This window comes from Vibrio sp. ED004 (assembly GCF_023206395.1).
Taxonomy (GTDB): domain Bacteria; phylum Pseudomonadota; class Gammaproteobacteria; order Enterobacterales; family Vibrionaceae; genus Vibrio.
The window spans coordinates 2,728,067-2,747,624 of record NZ_CP066149.1 but is presented as its reverse complement, the minus strand read 5'-3'; the positions used below and the strand labels follow the sequence as shown (position 1 = coordinate 2,747,624).

The window sequence follows — 19,558 nt, the reverse complement described above, 5'->3', positions numbered from 1 at the left end:
ATTAGCCCAACGCATTCATCATACTGCCCAACTGAGATTGCATCTTACTGGTCGCATCTTGCATCGCGGTGAACTTAGAGTGGGTACGGCTCTCCAAGCTATCCATGCGTCGATCGAGCGCGCTTTGGTCATCCGCTAGGCGGTAATTTTGCTCGACTAAGCTCTTTTCTCTTGTACGAATCGAGCCTGTGATACCTGTGATACCTTGAATCGCATCTTCGACTTTTTTAGCAAAACCGTTGTTGCCACCAAAGAACTCTCCCAACTTGTCGAAGTTGTTGTTCAGTTGGCGGTCGAGCATGTCGTAGTTGATCTCTAACGAACCTTGTCTTGTGGTCGTGATACCAAACTCGGTCAAAGACTTTAGGTTGTCCGGCGCGCCTTCAATGCTTGATGAGAACACACCTTTTAATCGTGAGTCAGCGTTACGCACGGTACTGTCGCCAGACAGTGGCCCTTTTTGGCCAGTCGTTGGGTCAACACCTGCCAAGTTTTTAGACACTTGGTAAAACTGATTGTAAGAATTAACAAAAGCTTCAATGTCTTGGCGAACACTATTACGGTCGTACTCCACGCCAATTTCTGCCGGCGGCTTATCTTTGGGTGTTTTTCCTTTTACCGTAATATCGATGCCTTCCACGGCATCTTCAATCACATTGTTGTTACTTGAGAGCTGAGCAACGCCATCCAAGACAACCATTGAATCTTGTCCGGCTTGAACTTCCGTCATACCACTGTAGGTATCGAAAGACTCTTGAGCCTGAGCAAGATCAGCTTGTGCTTTATCGACCTTCTCTAATTGTTCACGCTCTTCCGGATCAAGTTTGGCACGTTCAATCTTTTTGGCTTGTTCAGCCGTCAATTCGCCTTTTTGAACTTTCTCTGCGAGCTCTGCTTTTTCTTGTGAGATCTTTTCTTCGATACGCGCTTGTTCCGCCTCAAGCTTTTGCTGGGCTTCTTTTGGCGTCACGTAGGAATCTGTCAACGTACCTGAGGCAGCATTTGACCACCCCGGAACATCGGGTGCTTTCTCTATCGCTTTTTCATCAAGCTCAAGCTCTGGTGTGTAGTAAGAATCAAGAAGCGTACCAGAGGCAGTTTCCGTCCAACCTGGGATATTGTCTTCAGGCATGACAGATTTTGCCGCTTTAGCTGCATCAAGGGCAGCTTGGCCGTCGGCAGCGGCTTGTTCGCCGTAGCTAAGACTTTGAGAGTCTTCGTCAGCAACGGAGGTGGAATCGGTTTGGGATGCAGGGATGACATTGCCGTCTTCATCGAGTGTTTCACTCGCATTTGGGTCATCGTTCGAAATCGCGTCATCAACGAGTTGTGCAGCTTTTCCTGCAGGAGTCAGAGCAAGAACGTCTTGAGCGGCAAGGCGAGCTTTCTCTAGTGCTTTAACACGCTCTTCTAGGGTTTTATATTCGAGTTTTTTGAGAGGATTGGCAGCATCAGATTCGACGTTAATGCTGATTTGTTGATCGGAGCCAGACTGGTTCGAGGCAACAATAAGTCGAGGGCCTTCAACATCATTAATAACAGATGCGCGAACACCTGGGTTGCTATCTGCACCGTTTATGCTGCGAACGATATCGATCAGTTTCGATCTATCGCCAACTTGCACATCAAAGCTGTCATCGCCAAGCGAAACCTGCAGCTTACCTGGGCCAAATTTCATGTCTTCTGATAGCACATCAGAAGCCACTTTATGGCTTTGGGCAAGCTGCAACACATCGATGGCATATTTGCCAGCGATCGCTTCGGTAGTCGCCGTTGCAGAGACAAGAGCTTCATCGGTACTTTCTACTGTTCGTACAGCAAAAGCTTTTTCCTGACGAAAGTTTGTCATCAGGTTTTTCATCGAATCAAGGGATTCTCTGAGTCTTCCATAGGCACTAATGCTGGTATCGATTCGCGTTCGTTCATTATCGATTCGTTGCTGTTTAGGTACACGCTCCGAATCAACAATTTTGCTGACCATGGAATTGATATCCATGCCAGACGAAATCCCCATTGGGCCAAAACTCATTAAACCACCTCAATAATACGACTTAAACCTTCACCTCAAATATTCGACTATTCGAGTTTTGGGCTGCTAGGCGTCTTAGAATTTCAAGCATTTCTTCATCGGGTATTTGGCGAATAATATCACCGGTTGTGGTCTCATAAATGGTCACCACATCCCTACCTGACTCTTCATCGACTTTAAAGGCAACACCCTTATTGAGAGAAGAGATAAACTCGTTTACCTTCTCCACCATCTTGACTCGCTCTTCATCATTCAGCTCTTGTCTATGTTGAGCTAATTGAATCGCCGCTTCGGTAGCTTCCTCTTTCGATTTCTCTACCTTGCCATAAGGTGTTGCTTCTTTCAGTCGTGAAGTGCTCGACGCACTACTACCTTCATCGCTTGCAAATTTAATGCCATTAGGTGAGCCATAAGGCTGGATGTTCGATGCGTTGGATGATATTTCCATAACACTCTCCCTCCCTCCTTTATGAGCCATACAGTAAAACTCTACCCAGAGTAGAGTTTACCGCTACTTACCGAAGTAAGTTTAGCCCAATAAGCTTAGAGCTGCTGATGGTGATTGTTTTGCTTGAGCTAAGATAGAAGTACTCGCCTGTTGTAGGATTTGAGACTTCGTCATTGCCGTTGTTTCTTTCGCGTAATCGGTATCCTTGATACGGCTCTTAGATGCATTAACGTTTTCGTTGATGTTGTCTAAGTTGCTGATTGCGTGGTCAAAACGGTTTTGGAAAGCACCAAGAGATGCACGGTTACTATCAACAGATTTTAGTGCGCCATCAATGATCGATACCGCTTCGTTTGCACCAGCAACCGAAGTTACGTCGATGTCGTTAACGGTAACGTCTTTACCAGCTCCGATACCTAGTTCACCAGCAAGGCTGCCACCGAACTCAACATCGCCTTCAACTTTTTGGCTTGAGGCGAAAAGTTGCAGTTTACCGCCTTCGCCTACTGACGCTTTAACGTCTTGGCTTTGACCGTTGATGTAAGTTGCTAGCTCTTCCATGTCGTTGCCTTCCTTCGCAGAAATAGACAACTCTTGTGCTTCACCAAACTTATCGTTGTATTTGATCGTTAAGTCAGCACCTGCACCTACACGCCAAGAAGCATCTTTGCCTTCTGTAACGCCGTAGCTCTTGCCACCCATGTCTTGAGTGTCAGTACGCATGTTATTCATTGTAAGCATTACTGCTTCACCAGAATCTGCACCGATTTGGAAAGATTGGCTGCCGTAAGTACCGTTAAGAAGCTTGTTACCACCAAAAGAGGTCGTTTCAGCAATACGGTTAAGTTCTGTGTTTAGAGCAGAGACTTCTTCTTGGATCGCAACACGTTCAGATTTGCTGTTCGAACCGTTTGAAGATTGAAGAGAAAGGTCACGCATACGTTGCAGAATGTTGGTTGACTCATTCATTGCACCTTCAGCTGTCTGTGCAATAGAGATACCGTCATTCGCGTTTTTTACAGCCATATCTAGGCCACGACTTTGCGACGTTAAGCGGTTAGAGATTTGTAGGCCTGCAGCATCATCTTTTGCGCTATTGATTTTATAGCCAGAAGACAAACGCTCCATTGATTTTTGAGTACCTTCAGCTGCGCTATTTAGGTAGCGCTGAGCCGTCATTGCAGACACATTTGTGCTTACATTAATCGCCATAGTTGATCTCCTTTAGGCATTTTTTAATGTACTTATGTGACTCTCACCTCACACAAATACATGTCAATTTTGTTTATGCACCAGTGTCTCTCTCACCTTACATTGGTACATATCATTTCTCTCAATCCCTTTAACGGCCCCTTAATTAGAAGCTTTAATAAAAAATGCGCTTTTTTTCATATTCTTTTCAACAACAAAGGAAAGTGTGATCGGGCTTCAATTAATAGGGCGACATTCGCTAAAGTTGCCCCATTATTTAAGTTAATGAGCGTGGTGTTGAATATAAAACCAAAAGAGACCCCTGATATCTCGTTCTACTCGATTCTGGGATGACGAAAGACTGCTTCGATGTAGTGAGCGAGGAAATCATTTTCCAATTCCCGTCATTCCCTACAATGAGGAACGTATATGGACTCCCCTAGTATTGCAAGGAAACGAGTAAAGGTACGCAAGTGCACGTATATTCGGTTTCTTTATGGGGAGCTACCCCGAACCTCTATGGCTTAATCCACTCAGCAAAAGTTCTTATCGAGCGTGTGGTGTATTATCACCTTCGTCCCTCTCAGAGTTTCTCTTGCTTGCTATGCTCACTCTTTACCATAATTTACTTGCTTACATGGGGGATTGATGTCTCCCTTAACCTTATAAAATCAATTGTTAAGCGAGTAACGTTTCATTATAAGATCGATTGCTCTTCAGCATGGCACAAGCCATTCTGATCGTTTTGTTAGCAAGGGCGACAACTACTTGGTTAAACGACTTTCTTTCTAACAAGTTTCGTATCCAGCAACTTAAGCGATCTTCTTTATCTCGGATATTCGCTACCACTGCTCTTGCTCCATGAACGACAAGAGAGCGTAAGGTTTTATCACCTGATTTACTTATTCCGTGGTTTTTGTTCTTACCACCACTGCCAGTATGAGCCGGAACTAAACCTAAGCTCGCACTAGCCCCTCGCCCATTTCTATAGGCCGAAGCGTCACCTAGGCGGGAAAAAATGGCACTTGCAATCACCCAACGTACACCTCGTAAAGTGATTAATAACTGGCAAGCGGGTATTTGCTTTGCAAAGTCTATAAGTTGCAATTCAACTCTCTCGATAGGCTCATCAAGACTTAGTAGCTGAGCATGTAATTCTCGGAGAACGAATCGAGTTGTCAGTGTTAATTCATTCTCTGCATCTTCGATAACGAGAGGGAGCAGTTCTCGCAGTTTATTGGCTCCTTGTGGGAAGGTAATTCCACATTCCGCTGCATAGCCACGGATCCGTAGACTTACTGCTGTGCGTTGTTTTATATAGCTTTGTCTTAAACTCAGCAGCATAGCGATATCTTGCTGCTCAGGTGTTTTTACTGGTACCGCATGAATATCGGAGCGTAAGGAAGCTTCGTAAATCGCGATAGCATCATTAGCATCGTTCTTATTACCACAGCGATATGGCTTCACTTTTTGGGGAGGTATCATTTTGACGGTATGACCACGGCTTTGAAACGTTCGTCCCCAATAATGAGATGCCGCACAGGCCTCTATGCAAATGGTCGCGCCAGGGTGTTGGCTGATGACCGTTAGCATTTTCTTTTTTTAGACATAGCTTGGTTCAACTTACGCTTTCCATGGCGGTTAAATACCGCGACTTGAAAGACGGATTTGGCTAAATCAATCGAGATTGTGTTAAATTTATTCATAGTATGGGCTCCTGTTTTGGTTCGCACCTGTAACTTTAGCTGACACTGTCAGTTAAGGTGGGGAGTCCATACCATTGAGCGTGATAGGGAATCTCGCTTTCCAATCAACTACCAACACCAAAACTCCCCCTTATCCAAATTGCAGGCAATAAAAAACCCAGCCGAAGCTGGGTCTGTTTAGCGCTCATCTCTCACCACGAGCTAATTTGTGGAAGCCTAACGTTAACGCTTTTTCTCAACAACGCTTATAGTCAACGTGGCTTTTTAATCGATTAACCTAGTAGGCTAAGTGCCGAGTTCGGAGCTTGCTTCGCTTGAGCAAGAATCGAGCTTGAAGCTTGAGAAAGGATCTGAGACTTAGTCATCTGAGTCGTTTCTTTCGCGAAGTCCGTATCTTTAATACGGCTCTTAGATGCATTAACGTTTTCGTTAATGTTGTCTAAGTTGCTGATAGCGTGGTCGAAACGGTTTTGGAAAGCACCTAGCTCAGCACGGTGGCTGTCTACGTACTTAAGTGCCGCATCGATTACTGCTACAGACTCTTGTGCGCCGCCAACAGATGTTACATCGATAGTATCAACCGTTACGTCTTTAGCTGCTTGAATACCTAGCTCACCCGCAAGACCGCCAGAGAAAGACACATCGCCGCTCACTTTGTTGTTGCCTGTGAACATTTGTAGCTTGCCGTCTTCAGTAACAGACGCTTTAACAGAATCTTGTTGACCGTTGATGTAAGTCGCTAGCTCTTCGATGTCGTCACCCGCTTTTGCGCTGATGTCGATCTCTTGTGCTTGACCGAAGTTGTCAGTGAACGACAATTTTAGGTCGTTAGAGCCCGCTTGAACGTTCCAGTCTTTGTCTTTCGCGTTCTCAGTTTGGTAGCTCTTACCACCCATCTGAGCGTTATCAGAGCGCATGTCTTTCAGTTGAAGCATTACCGCTTCACCGTTGTCTGCACCGATTTGGAATGACTTAGTACCGTGAGTACCGTTAAGCAGCTTGTTGCCACCAAAAGACGTCGTTTCCGCGATACGGTTTAGTTCGTCGTTCAGTGCTGTTACTTCTTCTTGAATCGCTACACGCTCAGATTTTGAGTTTGAGCCGTTTGAAGATTGTAGAGACAAATCACGCATACGTTGCAGGATGTTCGTTGTCTCGTTCATTGCACCTTCAGCAGTTTGTGCAATAGAGATACCGTCGTTCGCGTTACGTACAGCAACATCAAGACCACGACTCTGAACGTTTAAACGGTTCGAGATTTGTAGGCCTGCAGCGTCATCTTTTGCGCTGTTGATTTTAGAACCTGAAGCTAGACGCTCCATTGATGTTTGTTGTGCGCTGTTTGCGTTGTTTAGGTAACGTTGCGCTGTCATCGCTGAAACGTTTGTATTTACATTCACTGCCATGGTGATTTCTCCAATTGATTTTCCGGTATAGCGGTTTCCGACGTCTCGGAAAACCAAAGTAGTTCTCTCAAAGTTACTTTTAATAACGGCGCGAAATTCAGAAGCTTTAGAAAAACTTTTAAAAAACCACAAAAAAATTATTAAATTAATATTTTTCAGATACTTAAATATTACATTTTTCTATAACAACTGCAGACTTCAATTAGTACAAGATCTCGAACTGTTCAAAAAAAAGGCTGATCGCCGTAGAAATTGGTCAACGTATAGAAATGAGCGATCATCAAAGATCCTCTATGCGGACAGATTTAGTACATTGAGGTGGGATATTTTCCGCGGTAGTAGGTGAAGTTAATTCAAGGTTGAGAACTGGAGTTGAGAATCGGCTAGGCAAACTCAGTAGATAGTAAAGAAACAGAAAGGTAGACGTCAGAAAGGAAAAAGCCCCTTTTCCTTTGAGAGAACCGGGGCTAGTTGGCGCGTCAGAGCCTGTGTGGAGATCATCGAGAAATGAACACATTTCCGACTTGCCGTTGCATTCTTACCGTAAAAATGGATAGCAGGTGAGAGATGAGAGAGCTAAACACTCAATAGTAAGTATGCTTGCCAGTTTCCCTTGCTGCATGGCTCACGTCTGAACACGAGAAGCAAGTTCAACCAATAACTATTGCAATAATGTCATTGCAGAGTTAGGCAACTGTTTTGCTTGAGCAAGTATCGAAGTACCTGCTTGTTGCAGAATTTGTGACTTGGTCATTTGCGTCGTCTCTTTCGCAAAGTCCGTATCTTTGATTCGGCTGTTAGAAGCGTCTACGTTCTCTTGTACGTTTGCCAAGTTATTAATGCTGTGGCTTAGACGGTTCTGTTTCGCACCCAAATCAGCACGCTGTGAATCTACGTACTTCATTGCAGAATCAATCACACTGATTGCGTTCTGTGAACCTGCAACGCTTGTTAGGCTGATATCTTGAACTGATGTTGCACGGCCTTCACTCTTAATACCTAGCTCAGATGCTAGACCACCAGAGATAGACATTGAGCCCTCAAGATCTGGTTCAGCAACGAACAGCTGTAAACGGCCTTCATCGGTAACCGATGCGTTCACTAGATCAGATTGACCATTAATGTAAGTCGCCAGTTCTTCAATATCGTCACCTGCTTTGGTGTTGATATCTAGAATGATGTCTTCGCCCGCTTTAGTCTTAAATTCAAACTTAAGATCGCTTGCGGTTGGCGGCACTTGCCAATCTTTATCTTTCGCGTTTTCTGAATCAAACGTAGTACCACCCATGCGGAAATCATCGGCACGAATGCTAGTTAACGCCATGATCATCGCTTCACCAGAGTTAGAACCAATCTGGAACGAGGCTTCACCAAATGAACCGTTCAATAGACGACGACCACCAAAAGAGGTTGTTTCCGCGATACGGTTAAGCTCATCTTGAAGTGCCATTGACTCTTGATTCAGTGCTGTACGCTCTGCTGGAGAGTTAGTACCGTTTGATGATTGAATCGCTAGATCACGCATACGTTGTAGTACGTTGGTCGATTCATTCATCGCACCTTCAGCGGTTTGAGCAATCGAAATACCGTCGTTAGCATTACGCATTGCTACATCAAGACCACGCGATTGTGCCGTTAAGCGGTTCGAGATTTGCAGACCCGCTGCATCGTCTTTCGCGCTGTTGATCTTGTGACCAGATGACAAACGCTCCATAGAAGTCGCTAAGTCATTAGACGCTTTATTCAGGTAACGTTGTGCTGTCATAGCAGATACGTTAGTGCTTACATTGATAGCCATTTTGCTCTCCTTATGAGTTCGCAAACTTTCTGCGAAGCGGCCAGCTTTACTCTCATATGGATAAGCACTGACCGTGTATTACTCGATAAACCCTATTCAGGGTTTAAGATCTGTATTAATCATTTATAACCAACACAGATACAAGTTGTATGCCAAGTTTAATCTTGTATAAATAATTTTTTAATTAAATAAAAATCAAAAACTTACACAAAATTAAACGCGATTATGATTGTTTGTTCTTTGAGGGTGAAACAACGTATACCCTCCTGATTGCCGTTTTTTGCCGCTATCTCGAAAAACAAAATGTTTCGTACAAAAAAGCGGCAAGCATTGGAGTCATTCGCACGTATGGCATAGCACATAAGGCAAAGAATCGACTCCGTGATGAACAGCAGTTCACCACTAGATCGTTAAATATAGTTAAACAAGGTCAGGTCTTTAGTTTTACCAAACGCTTGTTGTGAAGCTTGGAGCGCTCGAGAGTTTTCATTGAATTCAATGATGGCTTTCGAATAATCCAAGTCTTCAAAGTTGCTTTTCGCTTTCGCCAAAGACAACTTAAAATCTTCATGTTGTTGTTCTTGAATATCCAAAGTACTCAAGCGTGCACCGACATCGGTTCTCGCCTTAGTTAAATGGATAAACGCAGCATGAAACTCTTCTGTTACTTGGTGCAATTTCGCCGTTGCCGATGCATCCGATACTGGGTTTTCAGCCTGTTCAGCGGCTTCTTTAAACGTATCAAAGATAGAGAATGTCTTTCTCGGCTCTAAGGTGATCGAGTCACCTTTCGTGATCTGGCCTTTAAGTTGGATATTCAGCCCTTCGTAGACAATGCCTGTCGAAGGATCAAAATCTTCCGCGGCGACTACTGTCCCATCTTTCTCAAGCTGGTAGGCGTAGTTTCCGGTCTGCATATCAACAAACGTCACTTTGTACGTTGATGAATCTTTAGTTCTGTTGGTCGCGCGCTCTAGCAATAACTCAGAAGCAGACTCTAGTTCATACTGAGGCTCGTAGTCACCGAACGGGTTGTCTATTTCCATAAACATCTTGCTGCCCGGATCATTCATTGCCATTTCAAAGCTGCTTGCCACTCGCATCTTGCGTTGGTAGTCATCACCTTGATAAGTCACGTTTCCTTGATTATCTCGAAAGAAAGGCTGATTCTTTGGTTTAGTGCCCGCAAATGTGTAGTTACCCGACTCATCTTGAGAGTTGGCTAAATGCAGGAAGTTATTCGCCAGTTCTTGAATTTCACGCTTCTTAGCTAAACGGTCTTCTGGAGAAAGCGCACCGTTGATCATTTCCATCACGGTTCGTTTTGCTTCATCAGCAAAGCCTTCAGTGTTAGAAACCAATACCTCATGATGCTCAAGACGGTTTCTGACTAGCGTAATCGCATCTACATACTGTTTAAGCTGTTCTGACTGCTGACCAATGTTCTGTAAATAGTGCGTCGCTAATGGGTCATCACTTGGCGACTGTAACTTCTTACCCGAAGCAAGTTGCGCTTGGTTGTGATGCACCTTGTTCTCTTGACGGCGCAAGTCGTTTTGTACTGACTGATAATTATGGAAGCTAGAGATACGATTCAACATTTATACCTTCCTATCTCAGAGCCAAAATAGTGTTAAACGTATCGTTGGCTGCTTGCATGATGCGTGAAGAAGCCATATACGCTTGCTGAAATTTCATCATATTTGCCGCTTCTTCATCGAGGTTTACTCCCGAGATAGAAGCTATACGTTCTTGAGCCGACTGTTTTTCTAACGTCGCAATATCACTCAAGCGATTTGCCGTTGAAGACTTCAAGCCCGTATTAGTATTCAAGTTGTGGTAAAGGTCTAAAATCGTAGACTCACCATCATTCAACAGCTTTCCTGTTTGAAGATCTTGCAGCTTGCGCAGGTTACCGTTGTCACCTTCTGATGGGACAAGGTTTGCCGTAAACTTATCGTTTGCCACCGCGCCGGATGTGAGCTCAAACGTTGTTCCATTGATGGTCACAGGGCCTTCAGGAGGATACGGTTGAGGCTGCATTAAAATGTTACCCTTCGGATCCGTCACAGCAAACTGCTCACCTTTTGGTGAGACAATCACTTCAAACTCACGCAATTGACCTGCTTCTAGGATTTTGAATCCCGCTGTACCCTTGGCAAACGTGGTCGATGCCTCATAACTTTGCGCAGCAATGTCTTTCGGGTCTTTGGTTTCCATCTGCATTTGAGCAGCAAAATTACGCGTTGGACGCAGTAACAGTTTCTCTCCCAGTTCAGGAGGGGTACGTACTTCCACTCGCATGCCATCAAGATAAAAAGCGTTGCCACTCGAGTCAGTCGTCATCTTAACGGTTTCGCCATTCGGCTTGGTCACGACATAATCACTGCCGTCATACTTAAGGCCGTATTCACCACCTTTCAAGGCAGAGGTGTCATCGATATATACCGCAACATCGGCTTTCGACTGCCCACTAGCCGTAACACGAGACTTTGCCACCAGCTCTGAGTTCACATCGGTAAACAGGTCCTTACCCACGTTGCCGTTGAGATCCAAACCTTGCTCTTGAAGACTATTTACCTTGTACGAAAACGCCGTCGCCAAACGGCCAAGCTCATCCATAATTGCTGGAATATGCTCGTCTCGCATGTCTAACATGGCACCGATCTTTCCATCGATATCACTGCTGGTGATCGGTTTTAAAGACTTTCCTTCAACAATCGCTAAGCGACGCTGATGCGCATCGGGCAAGCCATCAACCATTTTCAGTTGGCTTGCTTCACTACCTGAAACCAAGGTGTGACCATTGCCGATATGGACGTTAAATCCTTCAGCGTTTGAGCGCGGAGTTACCGTGACTTTGGTGTAACCAGAAAGCTCATTAATTAACTTTTCGTGCTGATCTCGTAGGTCATTATGTGGCCCAGGAGTTCGCATCATTAAGCGTTGTACGTCACGGATCTCGTAAGCCAGTTGGTTAACTCGCTCGATACCCATGTCTAATTTTTTGTTCGTAGAATCAGACTGTTGGCGAACCGTTTCATGAAACTCATTCAACGTTTTACTCAATAGCCCAGCCTTTTCTAATACAACCTTTCGCGCACCAACATCATTCGGTGTATCGGCCAATGTTTTCACCGAGTCAAACCACTCGTTGAGGTTTTCAGGGATCTTCTTCGAAGCAACCGATGACAACATGCTCGACAGCATATCTAGGTTCGCTTCAGTATCACCTTTGTTAGCGGCATTGGTTGTCGATAGGTTAAGTTCATTGACGGCAAATTGGTCCCAAGAGCGGCGAACATTTTCCACATGCACACCCATACCGTAGGTTTGACCACCGTACTGGCGCGGGTCATTCACACCTTGAATCACAGATTGGCGGCTATAGCCCTCTGTGTTGGCGTTAGAAATGTTATGACCTGTGGTGTTTAACTGTCTCTGAGCGGTAAGAACACTTTGTGCCCCTACATTCAGAAGATCCGACGCCATAATGCCCCCAAAAAAACTTAACAAAATCAGGATGAACTGATTAACTACAAGTTTAAAAAGCAATATATGTGCCAATAGAGACAAACAAGGACTAAAGGACAATAATTTATTGAAGTGTAAGGAGATAACTTTGAGTAACGCGGCAAGATTTGAGGTGATGGATAAGAAAAGAGCCAGCCAATGGCAAGCTCTCAATGTTCATTAAAGGTGATTAGTTCATCTCATCAATCTTGGCTTTAACGCGCAATACCTTATCTGCATAGTTAGGGTCAGTTGCGTAACCCGCTTGGTGGATACCTTTGATGAAGTTCTCTGAATTACCTTGATGCTGTAGCGCCGTTTCGTATCTTGGGTTTTCGTTTAAGAACTTCACATAGTCATTAAAGCTATCTTCAAAGTTTGAGTAAGAACGGAAAGATGCCGACTCTTTAACGGCGGTTTTACCGTGGAACTCAAGAGTTTGAGTCGCGACCTTATCGCCCTTCCAGCTTCTGTCCGCTTTGATGTTGAATAGGTTATTACTGTTACCCAATGAGTTCTTAACCATTTTAGAACCCCAACCTGTCTCAAGTGCCGCTTGTGCCAATAGAAGAGATGAATCCACACCAAGCGCGCTTGCTGCTTTTTCAGCATAAGGCTTCATTGAGGTAACAAACGACTCTGGAGAATCGAAAGAGACGGGTTGTTTAACCGCTGACGCAGATTGAACTTCAGATGCTCTATCTTCTGAACGACCTGAGTATTGAGGTCTTTGCAGTGAAGTATCAAAGCCTTCATTACGAACTTTATCTTCTGTCGCGTCGCTTGCTTGACCCGCGCTTAACTGAGCCACAATCATATCCGCAAGACCTAACGAACCTGAAGCACTCAGCTCACTCGCCATTTGGTCATCTTGCATCTGACGATAGAACTGTTCGTTCTGGCTGTTCAACATGTCCGACTTGAAGCTTGAGTTCGCATCGCGCATCGACTTAAACAACATCGAGGTAAAAATCGATTCAAATTGTTTTGCTGCAGCCGTCAGTGCTTCTTTTTCGCTGCCCTCTTCACCATTTACCGCTTGTTGACGAAGGCGGTCTAAGCTGCCGATGTCGTGAATAAAGCCGATGTCATTGTTATTCTTAATCATGCTTTATCCCTTAGATAATGATCAATTGGCCTTCAATCGCACCTGCTTGTTTCAGTGCTTGAAGGATTGCCATTAAATCAGAAGGCGCTGCGCCTACTTCGTTGACTGCACGAACCAAATCATCCAGCGTTAAGCCAGGCTCAAACTTGAACATCTTGCCATCAGCTTCAGTTACTTCGATATCTGAATCAGGAACAACTACCGTCTGACCACCAGAAAATGCATTCGGTTGGCTTACGTTTAGGTTTTCTTTGATAGCAACCGTCATACCACCGTGCGTTACCGCTGCCGCTTTTAGGCGAACGTGCTTACCAACCACGATCGTGCCCGTACGAGAGTTTACGATGATCTTTGCAGAGCCTTCAGCAGGGTCGAACTCGATGTTTTCGATAGCCGATAAGAACGCAACACGCTGGCTGATTTCACGCGGTGCACGAACTTTTACTGAAGTTGCGTCTACCGCTGAAGCCATTTGTGGGCCTAGGAAATTATTAACCGCATCAGCCATACGCTGCGCTGTTGTGAAATCTGATTGGATTAGGTTGAAGGTGATGTAGTCACCACGACCGAATGGCGTTGGGATCTCTTGTTCAACCGTAGCACCGCTAGAGATGATGCCAACGTTAGGGTTGTTACCGACAATCTTAGAACCGTCGTTACCTTGTGCACTAAAACCACTTACTACCAAGTTGCCTTGCGCTACCGCATACACTTGGCCATCCAGACCTTTTAGGAAGGTTTGTAGCAACGTGCCACCACGTAGGCTTTTTGCCGAACCGATAGAAGAAACCGTTACGTCAACTTCCTGACCTTGCTTAGAGAAGGCTGGCAATTCAGCTGTAACAATAACGGCCGCTACGTTTTTGGTTTTTGGCTTAGTGCCGGGCGGCAATTGAATGCCAAAATTTTGCAGCATTGCGTTAAATGTTTGATCGGTAAAGGGAGTTGTCTCACCGGTACCCGGCAAACCCGTGACCAAACCATAACCGACAAGTTGGTTACTACGAACACCCGCCACTTTTGCCACGTCTTTGATACGCGCAGCATGAGCACTGGTGGCAAGAAATAGCATGCCGAATAGTACGAGTGTCAGTTTTTTCATTGAGTAACCTGTCTGTATTGCTTTAATTTATAATGAGTTAGCTTGAAATTAGATATTTACGAGAGAGTCAGTAAGCCGACGCGCTCTCAAGCTCTACAGAGATACATTAAAGAATCGTGCCAAGAATCCAGGCTCTTGCATATCTTTTTGCACGCCAGTGCCTGAGTACTGAATTCGTGCGTTAGAAACACGGTTTGAAGCGATGGTGTTTTCGAAATCAATATCATCAGGTCGAATAGTGCCGCTTAGGCGGATATACTCATCACCCGTGTTCAGTGTCATCCACTTTTCGCCACGAACCACTAGGTTGCCATTAGCTAAGACTTCGATAACTTCAACGGTAATGTAACCGCTGATGCTGTTACTTTGGTTGGCTGATGCATCACCAGCAAAGGTATTGGTGTTGCTCAGGTCATAAGAGAAGTTGTACTTGTCGATCGTCAGCTCTTGGCCACCCACAGCCAGAGGTTCCATCGATGCATCGTTCGACTTAGACATGTCAGCATTGGCTTTTTTGGTCGCTCGAGTGTTCTCATCCAGCGCTACGGTAATAATGTCACCAATGCCACGCGGTTTTGAATCATCGTACATGCTGCCAATATGGTTAATATTAAACAGAGAACCTGTTGCCGCTGCATAATGCTCTGGTTTTTCTTTTGGATTGATTGGTGCCCACGCTGGGTCACCAGCAATAGGATCGGTTCTGCCACGAAGCGTGTCGATAATGCCTGAGCTTTCTTCTGCCGACTTATCGCCTTCTACCGCATCAACCACTGTGGTCGCGTTCTCTTGCGCTGGCGTCTCAATTGGATCCAGCACTGTACAACCAGTCATCGAAGCTAACAGGGCTAAACAAAAAATACGTTTCATGGCGATATACTCTCAACAAGTCGTTGTAAATAGTAGACAGTGGCAAACACGTCGATTAATGCGAAACAAGTAAGCGGCAAATAAACCAATTAAAGCTGTTGGTTAACAAAGCTCATCATCTTGTCTACTGACGAGATAACTTTCGAGTTCATTTCGTAAACACGTTGAGCTTCGATCATATTTACTAGCTCTTCGGTTACGTTTACGTTCGATGTTTCTAGCATCGACTGGCGAATGTTACCTAGGCCATCAAAACCTGGAACACCTTCTTGTGGGTCACCACTTGCACCTGTCGGTAAGTAAAGGTTTTGACCGACTGGTTCTAAACCGCCTGGGTTTACGAAATCTGTAATCGTGATTTGGCCAACTACGACGTTGTTTTGCTCACCACGAAGACGAACCGATACTTCACCGTCGTTGCCAACCGTTACCGAGATCGCATCTTCAGGGATAACGATTTCAGGTTGTAGAGGGTAGCCTTGACCCGATGTTACGATTGCGCCGTCACCGTTCAGAGTGAACTGACCATTACGGCTGTAGCCTGTTTCACCGTCTGGCATCTCAACTTGGAAGAAGCCGTCGCCTTCAATCATCATATCTAGGCTGTTCGACGTTGTTTGTGCGTTACCGTGCGTGTGAACCTTTTGGGTTGCCACTACCTTAGAACCGGCACCCAACATCAAACCACTTGGCAGCTCAGTGTTCTGAGACGATTGGCCACCCGGTTGGTTGATGTTTTGGTAGAACAAGTCTTCAAATACCGCGCGGCTCTTTTTAAAACCAATAGTCGAGGCGTTGGCAAGGTTGTTCGAAATCGTTGAGATATTGGTTTGTTGGGCGTCTAAACCTGTTTTACTTACCCATAATGCTGGATGCATAGCAATTTCCTTTAAATTCTATTAGCTCATACGAAGCAGTGAATCAGACGACTTGTCCATTTCCTCTGCTGTGCTCATCATCTTGACCTGCATTTCAAACTGACGTTGTAGGTCAATTAGGCTGGTCATTTCACCTACGGCATTTACGTTACTGCCTTCGATAGCACCTTTTAGCAACGTTACCGCTGCATCTGCTTCGTATGCCTGATCTGGGTTTTTCGAACGGAATAGACCATTCGTATCTTTAAACAAACTTTGGTTGTCTGGACGTACAAGCTTAATACGATCAACCACGGCCAATTCTTCAGCTGGAGCGCCTTGAGGAATGACAGAGATCGTACCGTCTGTACCAATTTCTACTTTGCTGATTGGGATTGGCAGCGTGATTGGTGCGTCGTTTTCACCAAGCACTAAGTGACCACTTGCGTTGGTTAGTAAACCGTTTTGATCAACCCTTAGGTTACCGTTACGCGTTAAACCTTCACGGCCAGTATTGTCCATCACTGAAATCCAACCATCACCTTGAATGGTGACATCTAGATCTCGGCCAGTAGTAACCACACTACCCTGAGCGAAATTATGACCCGGACGCTCTGTCATGCTGAAAACACGAGTAGGCATGCCTTCACCATACGCTTGCATTGAACGTGCCTGTGCTAAATCAGCACGGAAACCCGTTGTACTTACGTTGGCAAGGTTGTTTGCACGTAGCTGCAAAGCTTGCATATTTTGCTTAGCGCCACTCATGGCAAGAAACAGTGCGCGATCCATAATTTTGCTCCAAAAATCATCTTCTGGGGCTAATAAAGCAAACACTGTGCCAATATTTTTAACTGTTATTTATCAATAATTTAAATAGAAAACGAACAAGAAAGGTGATCATTCAAGAGAATTGTTGCCAGTGGCATTACCGTGCGGCAATAGGGGCGGCAAATAAGAAGACAAACAACAATACCCAATTCAATAACATTGAATTGGGTATTCGCAGATGATTTAAACGCTTTAAACGATTAACGAATCTGAAGAATATTCTGTTGTAGCTGGTTGTGTACTTCTAGAGAACGCGAGTTCGCTTGGAAGTTACGTTGAGCAGAAATCAAATCAACCAGTTCTTGAGTCATATCGATGTTCGACTGCTCTAGAGAGCCGTTGTTGATGCTACCAAATGAACCTTTATTCGATTCACCCCAGATTTTGTCACCTGAGTCGTTAGTAGAATCCCATTGAGTGCCGCCTTTCTTGTCTAGACCTTGCTCATTTGGTACACGAACCAAGCCTACACGGCCAAGCATCACGTTTTCACCATTTGAGTAAGTACCTAGAACACTACCGTACTCATCGAAATCGATTTTGGTTAAGAAACCTGTTGTCGCACCATCTTCATCAAACTTAGTCAATTCAAACGGAGCAGCAAACTGAGTTGAAGAATCTAGACCAAACTTAAGCACTTGTGTTGGATCCGCACCGTTCAAATCAATTGGGTTCGCGCCAGCACCTAGAGGATCAGAGTTAATCGGCTGACCACTGTTCAGGCTTGCTAACGTACCATCATTGTTGAACTTCATTGTATGACCAACATGACCTGTTGCATTCGTCGCATCACCGCCTGTAATGTTCAATGGTTTCTCGCCATTCTCATCTGACATGGTGTAGTACGTTTGCCAAGTGTTTGGTTGGGTCTGATCTTTGAGGTAGTAAGTCGTTAACTTGTAAGACTGACCCATAGAATCGTATACCGTCGAAGACGTTGCACGGTTGTATGTGTCAGCATCTTGGTAGTTAAATGCAGCTGGGTCTTTAAGATCACCGTTTGCAGGCAGGTTAACCCCTACTTCAATGTTTTCTGTCTGTTTTGGCTTACCAAACTCAGCAGGAATGTCGAGAGGCTTTGGCGCGTAAGAAAGAACTTCACCCGAATTAGGATCAACATCGTAGCCTAAAAGAAACTCATCGTTAGCTGTAACCATGTAGTTATCTTTGTTTAGGTGAAATGCACCATTACGCGTTAGTTCATTAATCTCTGGCACCATGCGATCTTTCGCTACAGCAAAGAAACCTGTACCACTGACACGTAAGTCCATTGGGTTGTTTGTATAAATACTCGAACCTTCGTGGAACTGTTGCGCCACTTGGCTAGCTTGCGCACCGCCACCTGACGTCGTTTTTGCGTTAGTGAACAACGAGTTTGAGTAAACATCACCGAACTCAGCACGAGACTCTTTAAAGCCAAATGTGTTTGCGTTCGCAATGTTGTTACTGGTTGTATTCAGGTCTAATTGTGCAGCGGATAGGCCGCTTAAAGCTACATATGACATTCCAATATTCTCCTAATCTATCTAGCTAGCATAGTCACTCAATAAAGAGCTACGCTTTACCAACTTCTAGTACTTCAGCAAGTCGTACTGGCGATGTGAAACCAGCCAGATTGAGTAGTACGTTGCCATCACCCTTACCAAGAAGCACACTGTTCACGTTCGCATAACTGGAAACTTGGAACTCTGTGTTCTCACCATCCAGCAAACCCGACGCTTTCACGTTGTATTTACCGGCCGGCAATGGGTTACCGTCTTCGTCTTTTCCGTCCCATTCAACACGTGTGTCACCAGAAGGTTTAGAACCGATATCAAATGTGCGAACTAATTGGCCAACTTCGTTCTCAACACGGACCATTACATTGTCCATTGCCTGAGGAAGCTTAACCATTGCCGCCATACCGCCGTCACCGGGTTTCACACCTGCCGCACCAGGAACCAATACATCACGGCCAACCAAAGAAGAGGCCTGCAGTGCTTGGTTAGAGGTCATTGATGAATTCAAGCTTTCAAACTGTGTATTCATTTTGCCAATGCCATCTACGGTCGCAAATGAAGCCATTTGCGCAATCATCTGGTCATTGCTAACCGGCTTGAAAGGGTCTTGCTGTGCTAATTGCTTAGTCAACAAAGATAAGAAATCTTCTTGTTTAAGATCCTGCTTACCTGTTGTTTCGTCGGACTTCTTAGCGCCATCTTGAAGACTCTTCAGCTGGTCAACATAGGACAAGCCGCTTTGACCAACATTGTTGTTGATTCCAGCCATGTGCTACCTCCTTATCCTTATTGACCCATCTGCAGCGTACGCAGCAGCATTTGTTTACTCGAGTCAGCAACCTGTACGTTTGTTTGGTACGCACGTGATGCCGAAATCATGTTTGCCATCTCTTCCATAACGTTTACGTTCGGCTTGTAGATGTAGCCTTCGTTATTCGCTAATGGGTGATCAGGGTTGTACTCCGCGCTTAGCGGCTTATCGCTTTCAACAATACCTAATACTTTCACAGGCACAGTGTGGTCACTGTTGCGTGCTCGATTTAACTCAGCGCCGAACACTGCGTGGCGAGCTTTGTAAGTTTCTTCAGCAGAACTACTTACACTGTCCGCGTTCGCTAGGTTGCTCGAGGTCGTATTTAGACGAACAGATTCAGCACTCATCGCAGAACCAGTCACATTGAATACATTAAATAAGCTCAT

Annotated in this window: 16 protein-coding genes; all 16 read right to left on the bottom strand. The window is 45.0% G+C overall.

The genetic code is table 11. From position 1 onward, the window contains the following. Position 1: 1 nt before the first annotated feature. A complete protein-coding gene (gene fliD / locus ITG10_RS12395) occupies positions 2 to 2,029 on the bottom strand; it encodes a flagellar filament capping protein FliD (protein ID WP_017631781.1) in 2,028 nt (675 codons plus the stop codon). Positions 2,030 to 2,051: 22 nt separating this feature from the next. After that, on the bottom strand, positions 2,052 to 2,477 hold the full coding sequence (gene flaG, locus ITG10_RS12390; RefSeq protein ID WP_017631782.1) for a flagellar protein FlaG: 426 nt from the start codon (positions 2,475 to 2,477) through the stop codon (positions 2,052 to 2,054). Between the two features lie 81 nt (positions 2,478 to 2,558). Then, a complete protein-coding gene (locus tag ITG10_RS12385; RefSeq protein ID WP_017631783.1) occupies positions 2,559 to 3,689 on the bottom strand; it encodes a flagellin in 1,131 nt (376 codons plus the stop codon). 657 nt (positions 3,690 to 4,346) lie between these two features. Further along, complete coding sequence (locus ITG10_RS12380; protein ID WP_248386419.1) at positions 4,347 to 5,261, bottom strand: IS110 family transposase; 915 nt, start codon at positions 5,259 to 5,261, stop codon at positions 4,347 to 4,349. A 385-nt stretch (positions 5,262 to 5,646) separates the two neighbouring features. Further along, positions 5,647 to 6,780 carry a flagellin gene (locus tag ITG10_RS12375; protein ID WP_102300543.1) on the bottom strand — a complete coding sequence of 378 codons (1,134 nt, stop codon included), beginning with the start codon at positions 6,778 to 6,780 and terminating at the stop codon, positions 5,647 to 5,649. A gap of 661 nt (positions 6,781 to 7,441) precedes the next feature. Then, positions 7,442 to 8,578 (bottom strand): flagellin, encoded by a 1,137-nt coding sequence (locus ITG10_RS12370; protein ID WP_017631732.1) that lies wholly within the window; start codon positions 8,576 to 8,578, stop codon positions 7,442 to 7,444. 410 nt (positions 8,579 to 8,988) lie between these two features. After that, positions 8,989 to 10,179: a flagellar hook-associated protein FlgL gene (flgL, locus tag ITG10_RS12365; protein WP_017631733.1), complete on the bottom strand. Its 1,191-nt coding sequence runs from the start codon at positions 10,177 to 10,179 to the stop codon at positions 8,989 to 8,991. 10 nt (positions 10,180 to 10,189) lie between these two features. Further along, entirely contained in the window at positions 10,190 to 12,070 is a 1,881-nt protein-coding gene (gene flgK / locus ITG10_RS12360; protein WP_017631734.1) for a flagellar hook-associated protein FlgK, read from the bottom strand. Between the two features lie 211 nt (positions 12,071 to 12,281). Beyond that, positions 12,282 to 13,199 carry a flagellar assembly peptidoglycan hydrolase FlgJ gene (gene flgJ, locus ITG10_RS12355; protein ID WP_017631735.1) on the bottom strand — a complete coding sequence of 306 codons (918 nt, stop codon included), beginning with the start codon at positions 13,197 to 13,199 and terminating at the stop codon, positions 12,282 to 12,284. A gap of 10 nt (positions 13,200 to 13,209) precedes the next feature. Then, the gene (locus tag ITG10_RS12350; RefSeq protein ID WP_008218243.1) at positions 13,210 to 14,301 is read right to left on the bottom strand and encodes a flagellar basal body P-ring protein FlgI; all 1,092 of its coding nucleotides are present in this window, start codon (positions 14,299 to 14,301) and stop codon (positions 13,210 to 13,212) included. A gap of 93 nt (positions 14,302 to 14,394) precedes the next feature. Beyond that, the gene (gene flgH / locus ITG10_RS12345; protein WP_017631736.1) at positions 14,395 to 15,171 is read right to left on the bottom strand and encodes a flagellar basal body L-ring protein FlgH; all 777 of its coding nucleotides are present in this window, start codon (positions 15,169 to 15,171) and stop codon (positions 14,395 to 14,397) included. A gap of 89 nt (positions 15,172 to 15,260) precedes the next feature. Next, positions 15,261 to 16,049, bottom strand: a complete 789-nt coding sequence (gene flgG / locus ITG10_RS12340) for a flagellar basal-body rod protein FlgG (protein WP_004739713.1) — start codon at positions 16,047 to 16,049, stop codon at positions 15,261 to 15,263. A 21-nt stretch (positions 16,050 to 16,070) separates the two neighbouring features. After that, complete coding sequence (gene flgF / locus ITG10_RS12335; RefSeq protein ID WP_017056855.1) at positions 16,071 to 16,820, bottom strand: flagellar basal-body rod protein FlgF; 750 nt, start codon at positions 16,818 to 16,820, stop codon at positions 16,071 to 16,073. Between the two features lie 239 nt (positions 16,821 to 17,059). Next, complete coding sequence (gene flgE, locus ITG10_RS12330; RefSeq protein WP_017631737.1) at positions 17,060 to 18,364, bottom strand: flagellar hook protein FlgE; 1,305 nt, start codon at positions 18,362 to 18,364, stop codon at positions 17,060 to 17,062. A gap of 49 nt (positions 18,365 to 18,413) precedes the next feature. Beyond that, positions 18,414 to 19,127, bottom strand: a complete 714-nt coding sequence (gene flgD / locus ITG10_RS12325; RefSeq protein WP_017631738.1) for a flagellar hook assembly protein FlgD — start codon at positions 19,125 to 19,127, stop codon at positions 18,414 to 18,416. Between the two features lie 17 nt (positions 19,128 to 19,144). After that, a complete protein-coding gene (gene flgC, locus ITG10_RS12320) occupies positions 19,145 to 19,558 on the bottom strand; it encodes a flagellar basal body rod protein FlgC (RefSeq protein WP_017631739.1) in 414 nt (137 codons plus the stop codon).

What these genes read in the sequence shown, in the direction of transcription:
- ITG10_RS12370 (WP_017631732.1), bottom strand. Translation starts at nt 8,578, where the DNA reads ATGGCTATCAATGTAAGCACTAACGTATCTGCTATGACAGCACAACGT.
- flgL (WP_017631733.1), bottom strand. Translation starts at nt 10,179, where the DNA reads ATGTTGAATCGTATCTCTAGCTTCCATAATTATCAGTCAGTACAAAAC.
- flgE (WP_017631737.1), bottom strand. Translation starts at nt 18,364, where the DNA reads ATGTCATATGTAGCTTTAAGCGGCCTATCCGCTGCACAATTAGACCTG.
- flaG (WP_017631782.1), bottom strand. Translation starts at nt 2,477, where the DNA reads ATGGAAATATCATCCAACGCATCGAACATCCAGCCTTATGGCTCACCT.
- ITG10_RS12380 (WP_248386419.1), bottom strand. Translation starts at nt 5,261, where the DNA reads ATGCTAACGGTCATCAGCCAACACCCTGGCGCGACCATTTGCATAGAG.
- flgD (WP_017631738.1), bottom strand. Translation starts at nt 19,127, where the DNA reads ATGGCTGGAATCAACAACAATGTTGGTCAAAGCGGCTTGTCCTATGTT.
- flgC (WP_017631739.1), bottom strand. Translation starts at nt 19,558, where the DNA reads ATGAGCTTATTTAATGTATTCAATGTGACTGGTTCTGCGATGAGTGCT.
- flgK (WP_017631734.1), bottom strand. Translation starts at nt 12,070, where the DNA reads ATGGCGTCGGATCTTCTGAATGTAGGGGCACAAAGTGTTCTTACCGCT.
- ITG10_RS12350 (WP_008218243.1), bottom strand. Translation starts at nt 14,301, where the DNA reads ATGAAAAAACTGACACTCGTACTATTCGGCATGCTATTTCTTGCCACC.
- ITG10_RS12375 (WP_102300543.1), bottom strand. Translation starts at nt 6,780, where the DNA reads ATGGCAGTGAATGTAAATACAAACGTTTCAGCGATGACAGCGCAACGT.
- fliD (WP_017631781.1), bottom strand. Translation starts at nt 2,029, where the DNA reads ATGAGTTTTGGCCCAATGGGGATTTCGTCTGGCATGGATATCAATTCC.
- flgJ (WP_017631735.1), bottom strand. Translation starts at nt 13,199, where the DNA reads ATGATTAAGAATAACAATGACATCGGCTTTATTCACGACATCGGCAGC.
- ITG10_RS12385 (WP_017631783.1), bottom strand. Translation starts at nt 3,689, where the DNA reads ATGGCGATTAATGTAAGCACAAATGTGTCTGCAATGACGGCTCAGCGC.
- flgH (WP_017631736.1), bottom strand. Translation starts at nt 15,171, where the DNA reads ATGAAACGTATTTTTTGTTTAGCCCTGTTAGCTTCGATGACTGGTTGT.
- flgF (WP_017056855.1), bottom strand. Translation starts at nt 16,820, where the DNA reads ATGGATCGCGCACTGTTTCTTGCCATGAGTGGCGCTAAGCAAAATATG.
- flgG (WP_004739713.1), bottom strand. Translation starts at nt 16,049, where the DNA reads ATGCATCCAGCATTATGGGTAAGTAAAACAGGTTTAGACGCCCAACAA.